The organism is Paenibacillus sp. FSL H3-0333 (genome assembly GCF_038002805.1).
GTDB lineage: Bacteria > Bacillota > Bacilli > Paenibacillales > Paenibacillaceae > Paenibacillus_AQ > Paenibacillus_AQ silagei.
Genome location: NZ_JBBODG010000001.1, coordinates 2,556,522 through 2,572,585, shown reverse-complemented (window position 1 = coordinate 2,572,585; position 16,064 = coordinate 2,556,522). Strand labels below are relative to the sequence as shown.

Genomic DNA, 16,064 nt, shown 5'->3' with positions numbered 1-16,064 from the left:
AATCTGCTGAAGCCGGATTTACGCAATGCTTATTCATCTTTATGGAGCTTCAATTTGCGGTAATCTCCCGGGGTCATACCCGTAATTCGCTTGAAGACCCGTCCGAAGGTAATGGAATTAGCATATCCAATCTGCAGGGCAATATCCTGTATGCTCTCAGAAGTCGTATCCAGCAGTTCCTTGGCCTTCATCAGCCGCAGCTCTGCGAGAAAGTCCACGAACTTCATATTGAATTCTTCCTTGAACAGGTAGCTGGCGTATTTCGCAGAGATCTGGAACCGTTCGCTCAGATGATTCAAGGACAGATCAGGATTGGCATAATGCTCTTCTATATAATGCTTAACCTCGGTAATCATCACCCGGTGGCTCTTCAGCTCATTGACCGACACATAGACATGGTAGGTTTCATTCAGCCAGCCGGTCAGCAGCTCCCGGATCTCTTCAAGATTGGTGCTGCCCCGGATGCGTTCCCGCAGACCGCCGCTCCATGCTGCCGCGAGCTGACGGTCCAGCGTCTCCGCTATCCCCTTAAGCTCCTGCTCCAGCGCCTGGAGCAGCACTTCCAGCAGCATATAGATCTCTTCGTCCTTCAGGCGGTCCTTGCGGAAGGAATCGAAGATTTCGTCCAGCCGGATTCGCCAGTTCTCGCCAGACAGGCGGAATTCACGGACAAGCTGGGTGAAGCTTCCGAAGTATTTATAGCTCTGCAATCCGGAATCGTCCTGCTGATCCATTTGGACTGCAGCAATATCTGTTCCCAGAGCCAGCCTGTGACTCAGCACCTCAGCCGCAGCCGCGTAAGAATTCCGGATCTCCTGCCAGTCCCGGACGACCGTACCCACTCCGAAGGTCAGAGATACCCGCAGATTATCCATAATCCAGCGGTGGCAGTCTCTTGCCAGCTCCAGCATACTATCACTGTCATCCTTCACCGGCTGGAACCGGAGGCCAATAATAATCCCCAGCCGCTCCCCGCTGATCCATTCGGCCCAGGCCTGAAGCTGCTTATCTGCCATCAGATCCCCCAGTACATTGGTTAAGGCGAATTTCAGCAGGTTCTGATCCTGAGCAGGCAGCGCATGCCAGTCCTTCTCCCGGTTCAGCCCGGCTGCGAATACAATGAAGGCTTCGAACTCCCTGGTGCCCTCGAAGGGGTCCAGCGTCTCCAGCCGCTCTGCCACATCCTCCAGCTGCTGCCCGCTGAGGAAATCCTGGAACAGCTCCCGGCGCTGAATGACCAGATTCTCATAACGTTCCCGCTCATAGTCGGTAGTGATCTGCACCAGCCGGTCCAGTGCATTATGCATCAGGGCCAGCTCATCGGAAGCTACGGCAGGCGCGGCATTCTGGGCCGCAGGCTGAAGTCCTTGAATCCGCACCATCAGTTGATGGATGGGCCGGTAATTCCGCCTGGTGATGTAGATGATGTACACTACGCCCAGCGCAATCGTCAGCAGCCCGAGAATGAACCAGACGTAGGAGATCACCGAGATCCAGTCGAATAAGCGCCCGGCCCGGAGTCCGCTCTCGAAGGTCCAGCCCAGATTCTTCGTCTCGACCTTCGAGAGCGTTCTGTTCTTCTCGCCGTCTGCGGCTGGAGCAGAATCATAGATCGCCGTCCCTGAGACATCCTTGATCCGCAGGAAGGACAGTTCTCCACTCGTCAAGCTGTCCACCAGACGTTCTATGCGGTACACACTCACATTAATAACAATATAGCCGTCGGAGCCCCAAGGAATCGGCAGCCTGCTGGCCAGGCTGATCACCGGCCGTAAGTCCTGAGAGTTCCTGGGTTGAACCATCCGTACAGCGCTCCACCCCTGCTGCTTATTCGCGGAGAGCTGCTGCAAATATTCCGCCTCCAGCCCCTGGCCCTGTCCCGGATTCACGTATCCGCTCTGGCCCAGCATCAGCTTGTCCTTGTTACGGTAGACATAGATCGAATCAATCAAGCTGAAGCGTTCAGATAGCCGGTTCATGCTCTGCACAATTTCATACGAGCTGCCCGCCGGTGAGTCTGTGCCGGATGGCGCATCCAGGAAGTCATTATAAGAATAGTTATTTCCGATCTCCTGTAGCACCCCCAGCTCTATATCATTCAAGGTCCGCTCCACCGTATCCGCCACATAGCTGGTGGATATGTAGTTGGCCTTCTCCGTCTCGCTGCGGGACAGCTCCGTAATGACCATGAAGGCCAGGAAGATTAGAACAGTGACTACAAGCAGGAAGACAGGGAAGTATGAGAATAGCATCCGACTATACCAACTGCGCTTCATAGAGCTTCCCCCTTCTTCTTATTCAGACTGCTGCTTCTGATGTGAAATGGAGCTTACCTTGTACAGCAGCAATGCGCCGAGCGCGGCGCTGACCATACAGGAGAAATACATCAGTCCCGGGCCTCCGCTATCCAGCAGATACCCGTTCAGCAGATTCCCGGCAATGCCTCCAAGACCCACAAACACCATATTGAACAGACTTTGTCCTGTGGCTTGCAGCTCTTTGCCCGTAATGGAGGCCACATATTCCACAGCTGCAATGTAAAAGAAACCAAAAGACATGCCGTGCAGCGTCTGGACACCTATCATAACACCGGGAACAGGAAGGAGCCATTGGATCGCCCAGCGGAGCATGTAGACAACAGAGGCCAGCATGAGTGTTTTCTCATAACCGTACTTCTTCAGGACGCTTGCGGCCACGAGCATTGCCGGAACACTGGTAATTGAAGCAATCATCAGGGCGATGCCTGACCACGCAAAGCTCCCGCCCGCCATCTGGAAGGTCAGGACAAAGAAGGAGTTGAAGGCCGTAAGCGTCTGGTTCACCAGAAAACAACCGGCGAGAAACAACAGAAAAACCCGGTTACCCAGCAGCTGCCTGATTCCGCTGGTGAAGGTTACATGCTGCGTCCGCCGCTCCACATTCACCGGGATGGTCATCACGAGCATAAGAGCAAGCAGGTTGAAGAGCAGGAAGGGAATCCACAGCTCGGTGACCCCCAGCCAGTTCAGATACAATCCGCCGAAGTACCCTCCCAGCGCCGTGCCGATACTGCCGAACAGCCGGATGGTCCCGAACGAGGTGCCTGCGGCTGAAGCTGCATTCACTGCATAAGCGTCGGCAATCGGCGTCTGGGTACTCTGAAAAATCGTATACAAGCTGTATACCAGCACAATTACGACAAGCCATTTTACATTATAGAGATAAACTATCGTGCCGGGAACAATCAGGGTAAGCATCAGTACCAGTCTTGTTCGTTGATAGCGGTCCACCAGAATTCCCCATAACGGCTGAAACAGAATCGCCAGCAAGGTGCCGAAGGCCATCATGATTCCAATCCTCTGGCTCGTCATGCCCTGATGAACCAGAAGGGAGGTGACATACGGGTTGAAGCTGCCCCCGGCCAGACCTGTGAACAGATACAGCCCGCGCATCTTCAGCAGGACCTCGCTCTCTTTGCTGCCTACAGAGAATCTCATTATACTTGTTCCGCGTCTCATCTTCATACCCTCAGTTCTGCCCTGTTCCTGCGTTCAGCCTGCTTCGGGCCGCCGCCGCAGCACCTCTCGCTCCCGCCTGATTGCCGAGCACCGCCTGCCGGATCAATAAAGATTGCTCAGGAGTATACCGGCTGACCCGCGCTGCAACCTCCTGCACATAGCCCGGGTTCTTCTCCACGACACCGCCGCCCAGAATGACCAGCTCCAGATCCAGCGTAATCGCAATATTCTTGACCGCCGCTGCCATCTGTTCATACGCATGATCCAGCAGCGCCAGTGCCGTCTCATCCCGTTGCTGCGCGGCTGCAAATACATGCTCCGCCCGGACCGCATCGCCCTGCGCCAGCTCTCTGATCAATGAACTACTGTTGTTCCCGTGCAGCCTGGCCGCCGCCTTCGCCCCGATTCCCGTGCCGGATACCTCCATCTCAAACGGGCCGAACTCACTGTACTCCGAATCAACAGCGGCATGAACCGCTCCCGGCTCAACGATGAGATAGCCGATCTCACCCGCAGCGAAGCTGGCACCCCGGTAGAGCTGGCCGTTCAGGAACAAGGCGCTGCCCACCCCCGTCCCGACTGTGATCATAATGAAATGCTCAGATCCGGCAGCCGATCCCGCTGCATACTCGCCCATAGCCGCCATATTCACATCATTGTCCAGCACGACCAGTCCGGGATAATAAGCGGCAATGACCTGACGGATATCCATAGTTGCAGGCCAATTGAGCGCCGGTGCGCTGGTCAGGGTGCCGGTGCGCTCATTCATGACTCCCGGGAACCCGATGCCCACTCCCTGCAAGGAGGAGAGCGCAGTGCCGTTACGCTTGCAGAGCTGCTCCAGTTCGGCGAATAACCAGCGGAAGAACACCTCAGGCTCCCGGCTCAGCTGCGTCTCCACCTTGTACTGTTCAAGCACCGTTCCTTCTTCATTTGTGAGGCATAGCAGTGTCTTGGTGCCGCCCACATCAATTCCGGCAGTTAACATATTCATCTAGGATTCCCCCGTCATTCTATTTAATATAAGCTTATGCTCCTTATGCCCGCATCTCACGAAAAGCCAATTGGACCGCGGTCTGGACCGCTCCAAGTACCACATCCTTGTCCCCGTGGCTGGAAGCAGCCAGCCGGGGCTTCCGGTGAAGCCCCCCGAGGCGGGATTCCAGCCTCTCCAGCAGGATATCCCCATGGCTGCCCAGTTCGCCTCCAAGGACCACAGTCGTTGGAGCCATCACGGTACAAATGCTGCCCACCGCCTCTGCAAGCAGATTGCAGTAGGCCTCGATAATAGCCAGTGCAAGAGGCTCGCCTCTGCGCACTGCATCCCATATCTGTGCTGCCGTTCCTCCAGGTGTAGACAGCAGATGCGCTGTATCACCTGCGCCTGTATATTCTTTTGCCATCCGGTTGGCCAGTTGCCTTAATCCGTCTGTAGACAACACATCCTCCAGCCTGCCTGCGCTCAGCATCAGATTGGCTAGTTCGCCTGCACCGCCGCCAAGCCCCCGGTAGATCTCCCCATGAATAATGAGGCCGCCCCCGGTTCCTGCGCCGATGGAGAAGTACAGCAGAGAGCCGCTTGCCGCCATCCCCGAAGAGGTATACTCTGCCAGAGCGGCGAGGTTGACATCATTCTCCGTCACAATGGGCACGGGGAACAGCCGGGCCAGATTAGCCCTTGCGAGCACACCTTCACACCCGCGCAGCGGGGCAACCAGGTCCGACACGCTGCCATCTGCCGGGTCCACCACACCTGGAATCCCGAAGGCCGCGGCCCGCAGCTTCTCCCGGGAGATCCCGGAATCCGCAAGCAGTCCCTCTATGCTCTGAACCAGAAAGTCTTGACACACCGCCTCTGTCAGCCCGCTCTCCGGCATAGACAGCTGCTTGTAATAGCAGATTTCTCCGCTCATATCCGCAAGCGCTATCCGCAGGCTGCTTCCCCCCACCTCTGCCCCCAGGGTATAAAAGCATTTCGGGTTGAATTCCACCAGAGTCGCTTTGCGGCCCTGGGTATTCTCCGCTCTGCCGGTCTCTCTGACCAGTCCGCGTTCTATAAGATGAGCAATAGCCGAGGATACCGTAGGCTTGCTTAAGCCGGTATACCGGCTAAGATCCGCTCTGGATTGCGGTCCGCCGCCGATGATCCGGTCCAGAATCAGAAATTCATTCAGATTGCGCATGACCTTGGGGGTCCCGGCCGTTTGAATTCTCACGATCCATACTCCGTTCTATATATAGTTAATTAAGTTTACTAACTTAATGTATAGTCTAATATACAGTCTTTCAGGTGATTTATCCAGACCCTAATAAAACAGTAGTCCACAGATCAGCTCTGCGGATTCTTGGAATATTCGATTTTGCGACGAGCTTGGGGGGAGGAACTGATGTGTACGAGCCTGATGGCACGGACTTAGAATCCGCTATTTTGCCGAAATTGTTACTTATTCGCTTGTTCGAGGACAGAGATTCCGCTATCTGACTTAGAAGTCACCCAAACGGCCTATTTGTGCAGCAATAGCGGATTGTCAGTCCGCCAAAAGTCACTATGGCGCTGTAAATCCACAATAGCGGAATCTCAGTCCGCAGCCACTTTGAAAACTTGGCCATAGCAGTTTAGCCGATGCCCTTGACCACACACTTTCTATTACCTATGCACACTTGACCATCCGCAGCATTCGCTCGGCCCTTTTCCCGGTCAGGTCAGGTCCGCCCCTCCCTCCCCAGCAGCAAGAACCCACAGATCAGCTCTGCGGATTCTTGGAATATTCGATTTTGCGACGAGCTTGGGGGAACTGATGTGTACGAGCCTGATGGCACGGACTTAGAATCCGCTATTTTGCCGAAATTGTTACTTATTCGCTTGTTCGAGGACAGAGATTCCGCTATCCGCCCTAGAAGTCACCCAAACAGCCTGTTTGAGCAGCAATAGCGGATTGTCTGCTCTTCTGTCAATAAAGTGGACGCCAATTAAACGACTGTCTGGTAGTAAAGTTGCTCAAAACGCACTGGCGACATGTATCCCAGAGTACTGTTGGAACGCTTGCGGTTGTAAAACAACTCCAAATACCAGTATAGCTTTTGGTAGGCCTCTTCCTTGGTTTTAAACTTCGGATGACTGTAGATCAACTCGCGCTTCAGAATGCTGTGGAACGCTTCTATACAAGCATTATCGTAGCAGTTGCCCCTGCGGCTCATACTCGCTTTCATGCGATAGGTTTGGAGCTGTTTCCGGTAGTCCTTGGAGGCATACTGAGATCCTCGGTCGGAGTGGTGTATCAGGTCCTTCCCAGGCTTTTTCGCCTTGTAGGCCTGCTGGAGGGCGCCTAGAACCAGATCCGTGGTCATCCGGTCACTGAGCTTCCACCCGACAATCTGTTTCGTATACAGGTCCAGAATACTCGCCAAATAGAGTTTGCCTTGACGACACGGAATGTACGTAATATCGGCCACCCATTTTTCATTTGGCCTTGTGGCCGAAAAGTCTTGCTGGAGTTCATTGGGCGCAATCGGCAGATCGTGATTCGAGTCCGTGGTCGTGACCCGGTATTTACGGGCCATACACGAACGTATCCCTTGCTCGCGCATGAAGAGGCCGACGGTACGCTCGGAGACCTTCCAGCCCTCCCTTTGGAGTTCCCGATGAATCCTTGGGCTGCCGTAGGTGCCCCCTGAATCCTGGTGATACCACCGAATACGCTGAATCAGCTTCTCTTTTCGCTCGAGTCGTACCGGCTGCTCTGCCGTACGCCATTTGTAGTACCCGCTTCGGGATACCTTGAGGACCTTGCACATCTTCTCCAATCGAAAATCCGAGCGGTGATCTTCGATAAACTGGAACCTTAGTTCTTTTCTTTGCTGAAGATGTGCAGCGCCTTTTTTAGAATGGCCAGCTCTTCTTTCAGGTCCTCGATTTCACGTTCTTTGCGGTGATTCTCCGCTTCGGCATCCTTAAGCGTCTGTTCGATCTGACGCATTTTCTCCGGGTGGTGAATGGCCTCCTGGTCGAATTGGCGGTACTGAGAGATCCATTGGTGAATCGTACTCTTGGGGATATTCAGCTCCTCACAGATATCCCCAATACTCTTGGTCTGCTCCTGCACATATTTCACCGTCTGCTTCTTGAATTCTTCATTGTATCGTTGCCGTCGTTCCCCCACATTGGACACCTTCCTTCGTTAAGCCTATTATCCAGTGTCTCTTAACGTGGCGTCCACTTTTTATTCTAATTGCAGTCAGTCCGCCAAAAGTCACTATGGCGCTGTAAATCCACAATAGCGGAATCTCAGTCCGCCCCCCACCACTAACCGCAAAAGTCCCCGATCCTCCTGCGGACCGGGAATGCGTGCCAGGCTAATTCAGCATTTTCTCCATATGCAGCACTTTGTGGAAGCCGGCCTGCGAGGAGAACAGCCGGGTATTCTGCACCTTGAAGGTCCGGAAGCCCACCCGCTCATACAGCTTCTTCGCCAGCGGATTGGTATCGACAACCTCCAGCAACACCTTACTGCGGTCCGCCTCCCGGGACCAAGCGAAGACGGCCTCCAGCAGCCGGGTTCCTACGCCCAGCCCTCTGGCCTGCTCGGACACTACAAGCGGATCGATATGCACTGCATTAGAGGGGGTATTGCCATGGAGCAGGCGGAAGATGCCATAGGCTGCATAGCGCCAAGCGCCGCCGAGCAGCCCGAAGGTCTGTCTGAGCGAACGGTAATTCAGTGTCATGAAGAAGCCAACGCCTGTCTCCAGACCAGCAAAGCCTACGACCCTTCCCTCATACACCGCATACAGGGCTTTGTCATAATGCAGGCAGCGGCTCAGAACGTCCACAATATCATGCTCTTTACGGGAGAAGATCCATATTCTGCTGAATTTCAAGGTAAAAGCCTGATAGTATAGCCTGGCGATCTCACGTTTCTGTTCTTCATCCAAACGGTCCACGATCTCTACTTGCAGTGTTGACATACAGATTCCTCCTTATTGTTCCACTACAGATTCTATTCATCTTGATGAACGAGCCCTCATCACGGTTGCCTGCCGTCCCCATGCCCTGTTCTGCCGAAGCCTTGGAGGACTGTATGAACCAGCAGCTTCGGAGCATCATTCTTCGCAAGATTCCCCTTCTGGATCTCCTGCCAGGCGACGAACAACAGATTATACATGACCGTTATGATCCAGTGGGCGGGCATTCCGGCATTCAGCAGACCGCGTGCCTGCCAGCCCTCCACCGCTTCCCGCAGCGGCTGCTTGATCCGTTCTTCCTCGGCTACAATATGCGGATTCTCGTCCACGGAGGCAGCGAAGCTGAGAAAAGACACCTTGCCGCCCAATGGAATCAGCACCTCGAACACTTCCGTAAGGAATGGGAGCATTTCGCGATCCTCTGCGGTAACTCCCCCGAGCGCTTCATCCACCAGCCCGATCGCATTCAACGCCAGCGCATCCAGCAGCAGCTCCCTGGTGGAGAAATAGCGGTGCAGCGTCGCAATGCCGATTCCTGCGTGATCCGCGATCTCCTGCAGCGTAGCTGTCGGCTTGAACGCCAGCAGCTCCGTCGACGCGTCCAGAATAGCCTTCCGTTTGTTATCTTTAACACTGGTTTTCATGAATATGGCCTGCCTCTGCTGTAGAATGAGTGATAGATTTATGAATTTAATGATACTTCAGTAATTATATTGATATATTTTTCTATCATTTAAGTTTATTTTATACCGGCAGGTGGGTGGTGTCAAATTGTTCAAGGCCAAAGCAAAAACCCCCTCAAGAAAAGCTGAACGCTTTGTAAGGGGGTGACTTTTTCCTCCACGGGGGAGGTTTGTTATCTATGGATTATCTTCTTTCATTCACACCGAGCTGTTCCTTCAATGCATCCTGCAGAATCCGTGAGTAATTCACATTATTTGTTGCTGCGAGGTCATCCAGCCATTTGGGAATAGTTAGTGTTTTTTTCACGGATCGTTCTGATATAGAACTCCGGTAGGGGGGCATGAACACTTCGATTAGAGCAGCAATTTTCCCTGTTCCTGCTGTGAGTGTATTGAGTGCATCAATACCAGAGGGAGCAGGAATCAAGTCTCCGTCTTCCTCCATCCCAAATAGGTGCAGCGCGAGACAATCTTTGGCCATATAGAACGCTTCGTCTATATTCTGACCGCAGGTTATTGCACCAGGAAGATCAGGGAATTCTACAGTAATTCCATCTTCGTCTTGTTCAAAGGTCGCAAAATAGCGGTAAAATTTCACTTTATCCTTCATTTGTATAGTCTCCTTTCGATGGAACTATTGAAGTCCTGCCTGCTTGAGGATACTTATGATGGTTTTCTTCGGCAGATCTTTGTTGGGATGTGGCTAGGATAATACGTATTACAGCACGTGTCGATGGATGAGTATAACCCTTAATCATACTTAAAAAACCCCTCAAAAAGCTCTATTAAGCTTTTTAAAGAGGTTTGATTGTATCACACAGATTACTGATTACTTCTTCCCGCACTCCATCCGCAGCACATGGAATGACTTGGGCTCAAGCGTATAGACCATGGAGTTCGCGGTCTCAAGCGGCACACACTTAGGCGCGATGTTGCGCGGAGCCTCAATAGAGTTCACTTCCGCCTCCTGTCCCTGCATGACATACGCCTCGCCGCGTCCGGTCAAGGACATCGCAGTCTCCAGCTCCACCTGAACCTTACGGTCCAGGGTGTTCACCAGCTTCACATAAAGGACTTGCTGCTCCTCATCATAAGAAACAGTGTAAGGAATCTCCTCCTGATCATGTACGGTCTGGAGCACCTTTGTTCCCATCAGCGTACTGTACATTTGCTGCACATAATAACTTGGCGTACCGTAGCTGCTCTCCCCATCGAACCAGATCATATCCGGCGACCACTGAGCGTAGCCGAGTCTGGCGAACAACGGAGCGTAAGAGGCCAGCACGACGATGTCGGCATTGCGCTCCAGGCCTGTCAGGAATGCGGCTTCTGCCAGCGCAGCGCCCCAGCTGTTGAAGTGCGGCGAATTCATCCCGTTGCCATAGTGACCCGCATATTCTCCGGCGAACACCTTGATGTCTCTCGGATACTGATCATAGAAATGCACGTTCTCGCACAGCCATTCCGGCTTCACATAATAATGCTCATCGATAGCGTAGACGAAGTTCGGATTACCCTCGGCCCGCTTACGGTAATACTCCCACGCCCGGGTATAGTTGTCCGAGCTGACATCCGGCCCCGCAGACCCGATTAGCTGCACAGATGGATACTTGGCATGAATCGCCTGCTCGAACAGATCGTACCGGGTGAAAAAGTCTGCATGCTCCGTCTCCCACTGCTCATTGCCGATTCCGATCATCTCCAGACCGAACGGCTCCGGGTGGCCCATGTCACTACGCAGGCGGCCCCACCGAGAATCCACCGGTCTGTTGGCGAATTCCAGCAGGTCCAGCGCATCCTGGATATACTCCTGGAAATCTTCATCATGTACGCCCACATGCTCAGTAGACTGGAACTGACAGGCCAGCCCGACATTCAGCACCGGAATCGGCCGCGCCCCCAGGTATTCACACAGCAGAAAATACTCATAGAACCCGATCCCCAGACTCTGATTATAATGGCTGTACTCGCTGGTGAACTGATTCTCTTCATTATTACCGTGCAGCGCCCAGCGGCTGCTGTTATTCTTGCGCTGCTCGGCGGCGCCCACACTCCGCTTCCATTGGTAGCGGTTCTCCAGGTTATAGCCCTCAACAATACACCCTCCGGGGAACCGCAGAAAGCCTGGCTTCATCTCTTCCAGCAGACCGACCAGATCCCGGCGGAACAAGCCCAGCACCGCATCGGAGGGAATCATGGAGACGAAGTCGAAGCAGACCGTGCCCGGAGCATTCAGCTGGATGACGAAATCTCCATACGACACAGGCTCATTGCAGCTAAGCTGCGCCGTATAGCGTGTCCATTCTCCACTTACCGCTGAGGTCAGGACGGCATGCGCCATGACCGCACTATTTTGCTCAACCGAAACTTCAATGCCGCCTGCATACCCCTCCGCTCTCGCATACAAGGAGACCTGGTACTGAAGCCCCGGCTTCAGGGAGATACCATCATAGGCCTTATTGGTAAAAGCGTTCTGCATCTCCCCGGCGGTAAACGCCAGGTAATGGGGATTGACCTCATTCTGCGGATGCTCCGTCTCAATCTTCAGCGTGGCCCCGCTGGCCTCTGCAGGATATGCCGTCCAGCCATAGAGACCATCATAGCTCTCACTATAGCTCCCCCGGTCGCCCTGCACTTTCATGAACTCGAAGGACCGGTTCTCAATCATCTCGGCATGAAGTCCGCCGTCCAGCCCGTAGTTGATATCCTCGAAGAACAGCCCGATCATCCCCTTGGATATCGACACACCAGGTTTATCTGTAATTTGTAGTTTCATCTATTTCCCCTCCGCCACTTTCCCCTGTCTGCATATTTTCCAGTTCTCTATATTACCGATTACAAATAAGAAATAATCTCAGACGTAATGCTGCTGTCGTAGCGGTCGGAGATGCCGAAGTCCATCTTTTTATACGTCCATGCGGCCCGGCCGATCTTGTATTGCTCGAACACTCCATGTACATCCTTATACCAGTTCACCACGCTCTGCGAAGGAGCTTGCTCAATGACGCCGTATTCCCCGCAGTATAGATAGACGTTCCGCTCAGCGGCGACATCGATAGCGTTCTGAATCAGGCTGGTCATGTATCCTGGCCCCATCTCGCTGATACCCTCTGCATGAAGCCCCGAGCCAAAAGCGCCAATGGCCGCCGAAGTGCTACGGTAGTTCTCCAGGTCACCCGGATAGTCCATGCTGCTCTTTGGCATCTGCTCCACCCAAGCCGCACGCTGGTGTGTGAACAGGAACGGCTCATAGAAGTGGAAGGTGTACACGATATTCTCATCAAAAGGCTGATCCAGCAGCCCGAGGGTATGCACGCTGTTCCACTGGATGCCGCCGATGACAATTTGGGTCTCCGGGGCATGCTTGCGGATCTCGGCAATCGTCCGTTGGGCCAGCGCATTCCAGCGGCTGCTATCCTGCTCCACAATCTCATTGAGCAATTCAAAAGCTACAGTGTCCTTGTAACTGGCATAACGGCTGGCAATCGCCTTCCACAGATTCAGGAACCGTTTCTGGAGCGCCGGGTCATCGAACAGGGAATTCTCGGCCACGCTGTTGAAGGAGAAGCCCGGTGTTTTATGCAGATCAATAATGAGATTTAGCCCGTTAGCAGCACACCAGCGGATGCAGTTGTCGATATGCTTGAACCCGGCGTAAGCCTCTGCATTCCCTGTATCCTCTATCACTTCATAATCCACCGGCAGCCGCACATGGTCCAGGCCCCAGGAAGCAATGGTCTCGATATCCTTCTCCGTAATGAAGCTCTCATAATGGGCATGCTGATACGGACACTGGGACTGCCAGCCTCCTAGATTCACACCTCTGGTATAACCCGTCCATTCTTTCATCACGATCATCCTCTCCGGCCTCAGCCTTCATTGTAAGCTCTTAATTCTACCTGTCTTAAGCATAGATAAACCCTGGCCGCAGAACAATTACACATCGTGCGTAAGTACTAACCTATTGTGCAATCTCCCTTTGCAAGGCAGCCTGTTTGCTTTTACAATAGATCTATCTGCTATGCGGGAGGCTCCTATGAACATACACAACATCGGCTACAATCACAGCCATGACGCGGACTTCATCATTAACCGGCCCCAGGGCTCGGGAGACTATATGCTATTGCTGCTGAAGACCCCGGCCATCTTCACTTTGAAGGGAGAGAGCCGGGTAACGGGGCCGGACTCCTTCATCCTGTACAGCGAGCATACTCCTCAGCTCTACCGGGCATACGGGCCGCAGTTCACCAATGACTGGTTCCATTTCCGGCTGGACAACCCGGACGATGAAGCGCTGCTGGAGCGGCTGGCGATCCCCAGGGATGAAGTCATCCCGATTGGCGACCTGAACGAGCTGTCGATCATCATTAACCATTTGTGCTATGAGGTGTATTCCGAGAACCCGCATAAGAACGAGACCATCGAATTATATCTGCGCTTATTCTTCATTAAGCTGAGCAACCGGATTCATTCTACCCAGAAGGAAGTCGGCAACACGCACTTCAACAAGATGTCCGTCATCCGCACCAAAATTTTCAACCAGCCCTTCCTGAACTGGACCATCGATGGGCTGTCCCACGAGTTGACCATGAGCCGCTCCTGCTTCCAGCACCTGTATAAAGATTACTTCGGCGTAAGCCCGATGGCGGACGTTATTGCCAGCCGGATCGAACATGCCAAATACCTGCTCACCACCACAGACATCTCCGTCAAAAAAATCGCCGAGATGAGCGGCTACGCCAGCGAGATCCACTTCATGCGCCAGTTCAAGCAGCAGTTGGGCCAGACGCCCACCCAGTACAGGGAGCACAAAATAAAGCCAGACCGCTGATAAGCAGTCTGGCTCTCCATTTTTATTGACAATTCAAATCAGATCAAAGCCATTCCAGAAACTCAAGACGATTCCCAAAAGGGTCGTTTATATAGAAGCGCTTAACGCCTTCATCCGCCCTCGCTTCATCATCCGTTACTTGAATGTCATTCTGCAACAGATGCTCACGTAATTCATTCAAGTGTTGTACATGAAATGCCGGATGCGCTTTGGTAGCGGGAACAAAATCCCGTTGAACCCCGATATGTACTTGATGCGTCCCACATTGGAACCAAACCCCGCCACGCTTTTGCAGCAGCTCGGGTTTGGGGATCTCCGCCCAGCCTAACAGTCCATTGAAGAATTTCCGGGCCTCAGCTTCACAGCCTTCCGGGGCTGCCAGTTGTACATGGTCTAGACCATAATAATTGTATGCCATCCATATTCCTCCTCAGTAGTTTCATCTAATGAAACTTAATTTCATAATATAATCCTATATTATAGTAATTCGCAATATAAATCTATAAAATAACCCCACAAAGTGGGGCTTAAGCTTCGATGATGACTCAGGTACTTTGCGGGGACCCCAAAACATATGTATTCTTGGAACAAAATGCCTGCGACATCGCCATTGTGATCGGTTTTTCGACCTTATCCCGCCACTGCACCTACGTCGCGCCAAATGTGGTCGGTTTTTCGACCACATCCCGCCCCATACGCCTCTGTTGCACCGAATGTAGTCGGTTTTTCGACCTTATCCCGCCCATACGCCTCTGTCGCGCCAAATGTAGTCGGTTTTTCGACCACATCCCGACATCGCACCTCTACCGCACCGAATGTGGTCGGTTTTTCGACCACATTCGGCCCAGATGACCACGCTCTGTCCATGTGTTCGGTGAAATCAGCGAAGTCATTCCTCATCCATAAAAAACAGCCCGCCTAAGGCGGACTGCTCTAAACGCGTGTACATGTAATAGTTTTAATTTAAATCTTATACAAAGTAACCTCATAGTCTGCAAAAACCTTCTCGATCATCTCCTCCACCACACTCCACTCCCCGTTCGCCAGCCCGCAGCCAATGTTGTACGGAAGCGCCACAGACAGACCCTTGGCTTGCGCTTCTATCTTCAGAGTGGTTAACGCTTGCTCCAGCGCAGCATAATCGGTATACCGGATTTTGCTTCTTCCATAGTTAAGCTGGCCGAACAGATTCGCCGTGTACTTCGCGCCCGTCTGCACCAGCTGGCAGTGTCCAAGCAGCTCGTCAGGCGTGTACTGGTCACAGTATTTTTTATACTCAGGATATAAGTTCGGATAGCGGTCCCGCAGAATCTTCGCAATCCCCGACCCCATCACCCCCTGACAATTCACCTGGTGCCCTAGAATATCTTCATTAGCTTCTAATAGATCGCCGTTTACGATTTGGATGGTCATGGTTCTTTCCTCTTATCAAATTCCATCATGTCCCGGAGCTTGTCCACTGTCTCCAGCACAAAGTTATCTACTTCCGCTTCCTTCATATAAACCGGTTCATATTCTATCGGCACTTCAGTGTTACAATAAAAGTGAATGATATTCTGTATTTGTTTAAAGGTCTGGCCTTCAGGAAAGAACGGTAAGTATTCAGGATATTGCTGAATATGCTGCACATCAGTCCAAAACACATGATTGCCATGCAGCTTCAAATATTTGAAGTCCAGCCAGTACCAGTCCCGCTTTACCAGCTGATTGTACTCGGGAGTACCTTTTACCGCTTGATGTACCGGCTCCTCCTGCTTGCTCTTAGTTAACTTGATCCATTCGACATCCGTTATAAGATGACAGTAATACCCCCAATAATAGGAACCTGCGCTAGAAGTAAGCTCAACATCCTTCAATGCATACTGCTCCCGGAACAGCTCAGGCTGAATCCCCTGTCCATTCTTAAAGTGGGTAACACTCTTAGAAATACGTTGAAATGGAGAAGGACTCCCCTCCTCATGGGCGATCCCGCAATCCGGGCCAATATTCCCTACCAGAAAATCAACCTTGGATACCGGAACTCCCGCCTTCATTAAGGCTTCAGCTATTCTAAAATGAGTAACCCACGTAGCCATGTAACATTCCTCCTGA

The 16,064-nt window shown here is 52.6% G+C and carries 15 protein-coding genes and 1 pseudogene; 1 reads left to right on the top strand and 15 read right to left on the bottom strand.

Annotated elements, in window-relative coordinates; translation table 11 throughout:
* Positions 1 to 29: 29 nt before the first annotated feature.
* The 12 genes and pseudogenes from MHH78_RS11495 to MHH78_RS11445 all read right to left on the bottom strand — a co-directional run bounded on the left by MHH78_RS11495 (position 30) and on the right by MHH78_RS11445 (position 12,991).
* Complete coding sequence (locus MHH78_RS11495) at positions 30 to 2,276, bottom strand: AraC family transcriptional regulator (protein WP_341167472.1); 2,247 nt, start codon at positions 2,274 to 2,276, stop codon at positions 30 to 32.
* 18 nt (positions 2,277 to 2,294) lie between these two features.
* Positions 2,295 to 3,497: an MFS transporter gene (locus MHH78_RS11490; RefSeq protein WP_341167471.1), complete on the bottom strand. Its 1,203-nt coding sequence runs from the start codon at positions 3,495 to 3,497 to the stop codon at positions 2,295 to 2,297.
* 10 nt (positions 3,498 to 3,507) lie between these two features.
* Positions 3,508 to 4,491 (bottom strand): ROK family protein, encoded by a 984-nt coding sequence (locus MHH78_RS11485; protein WP_341167470.1) that lies wholly within the window; start codon positions 4,489 to 4,491, stop codon positions 3,508 to 3,510.
* Between the two features lie 43 nt (positions 4,492 to 4,534).
* Complete coding sequence (locus MHH78_RS11480; RefSeq protein WP_341167469.1) at positions 4,535 to 5,713, bottom strand: ROK family transcriptional regulator; 1,179 nt, start codon at positions 5,711 to 5,713, stop codon at positions 4,535 to 4,537.
* A gap of 754 nt (positions 5,714 to 6,467) precedes the next feature.
* Positions 6,468 to 7,328 carry an IS3 family transposase gene (locus MHH78_RS11475; protein WP_340827831.1) on the bottom strand — a complete coding sequence of 287 codons (861 nt, stop codon included), beginning with the start codon at positions 7,326 to 7,328 and terminating at the stop codon, positions 6,468 to 6,470.
* Positions 7,329 to 7,339: 11 nt separating this feature from the next.
* Positions 7,340 to 7,657: a transposase gene (locus MHH78_RS11470; protein ID WP_076086950.1), complete on the bottom strand. Its 318-nt coding sequence runs from the start codon at positions 7,655 to 7,657 to the stop codon at positions 7,340 to 7,342.
* A gap of 193 nt (positions 7,658 to 7,850) precedes the next feature.
* Positions 7,851 to 8,462, bottom strand: a complete 612-nt coding sequence (locus tag MHH78_RS11465; RefSeq protein WP_341167468.1) for a GNAT family N-acetyltransferase — start codon at positions 8,460 to 8,462, stop codon at positions 7,851 to 7,853.
* Positions 8,463 to 8,521: 59 nt separating this feature from the next.
* A complete protein-coding gene (locus tag MHH78_RS11460) occupies positions 8,522 to 9,103 on the bottom strand; it encodes a TetR/AcrR family transcriptional regulator (RefSeq protein WP_341167467.1) in 582 nt (193 codons plus the stop codon).
* Between the two features lie 223 nt (positions 9,104 to 9,326).
* Positions 9,327 to 9,752, bottom strand: a complete 426-nt coding sequence (locus tag MHH78_RS11455) for a type II toxin-antitoxin system HicB family antitoxin (RefSeq protein ID WP_076076163.1) — start codon at positions 9,750 to 9,752, stop codon at positions 9,327 to 9,329.
* Between the two features lie 24 nt (positions 9,753 to 9,776).
* Positions 9,777 to 9,842 (bottom strand): annotated as a pseudogene (locus MHH78_RS33925) (type II toxin-antitoxin system HicA family toxin); the annotation flags it as partial.
* A 129-nt stretch (positions 9,843 to 9,971) separates the two neighbouring features.
* Complete coding sequence (locus MHH78_RS11450) at positions 9,972 to 11,918, bottom strand: alpha-L-arabinofuranosidase C-terminal domain-containing protein (protein WP_341167466.1); 1,947 nt, start codon at positions 11,916 to 11,918, stop codon at positions 9,972 to 9,974.
* A 59-nt stretch (positions 11,919 to 11,977) separates the two neighbouring features.
* Positions 11,978 to 12,991, bottom strand: a complete 1,014-nt coding sequence (locus tag MHH78_RS11445) for a glycoside hydrolase family 5 protein (RefSeq protein ID WP_341170309.1) — start codon at positions 12,989 to 12,991, stop codon at positions 11,978 to 11,980.
* 187 nt (positions 12,992 to 13,178) lie between these two features.
* Here MHH78_RS11445 and MHH78_RS11440 point away from each other — a divergent pair, with 187 nt between their 5' ends.
* Positions 13,179 to 13,973, top strand: a complete 795-nt coding sequence (locus tag MHH78_RS11440; protein ID WP_341167465.1) for an AraC family transcriptional regulator — start codon at positions 13,179 to 13,181, stop codon at positions 13,971 to 13,973.
* Between the two features lie 43 nt (positions 13,974 to 14,016).
* Here MHH78_RS11440 and MHH78_RS11435 read toward each other — a convergent pair whose 3' ends face one another.
* From MHH78_RS11435 to MHH78_RS11425, 3 genes are all read right to left on the bottom strand, one after another.
* Entirely contained in the window at positions 14,017 to 14,391 is a 375-nt protein-coding gene (locus MHH78_RS11435) for a VOC family protein (protein ID WP_341167464.1), read from the bottom strand.
* A gap of 545 nt (positions 14,392 to 14,936) precedes the next feature.
* A complete protein-coding gene (locus tag MHH78_RS11430) occupies positions 14,937 to 15,386 on the bottom strand; it encodes a macro domain-containing protein (protein WP_341167463.1) in 450 nt (149 codons plus the stop codon).
* Positions 15,383 to 16,048, bottom strand: coding sequence for a hypothetical protein (locus tag MHH78_RS11425; protein WP_341167462.1), 666 nt, complete (start codon positions 16,046 to 16,048; stop codon positions 15,383 to 15,385). The genes MHH78_RS11430 and MHH78_RS11425 overlap by 4 nt, the downstream gene beginning before the upstream one ends.
* Between the last annotated feature and the right edge of the window lie 16 nt (positions 16,049 to 16,064).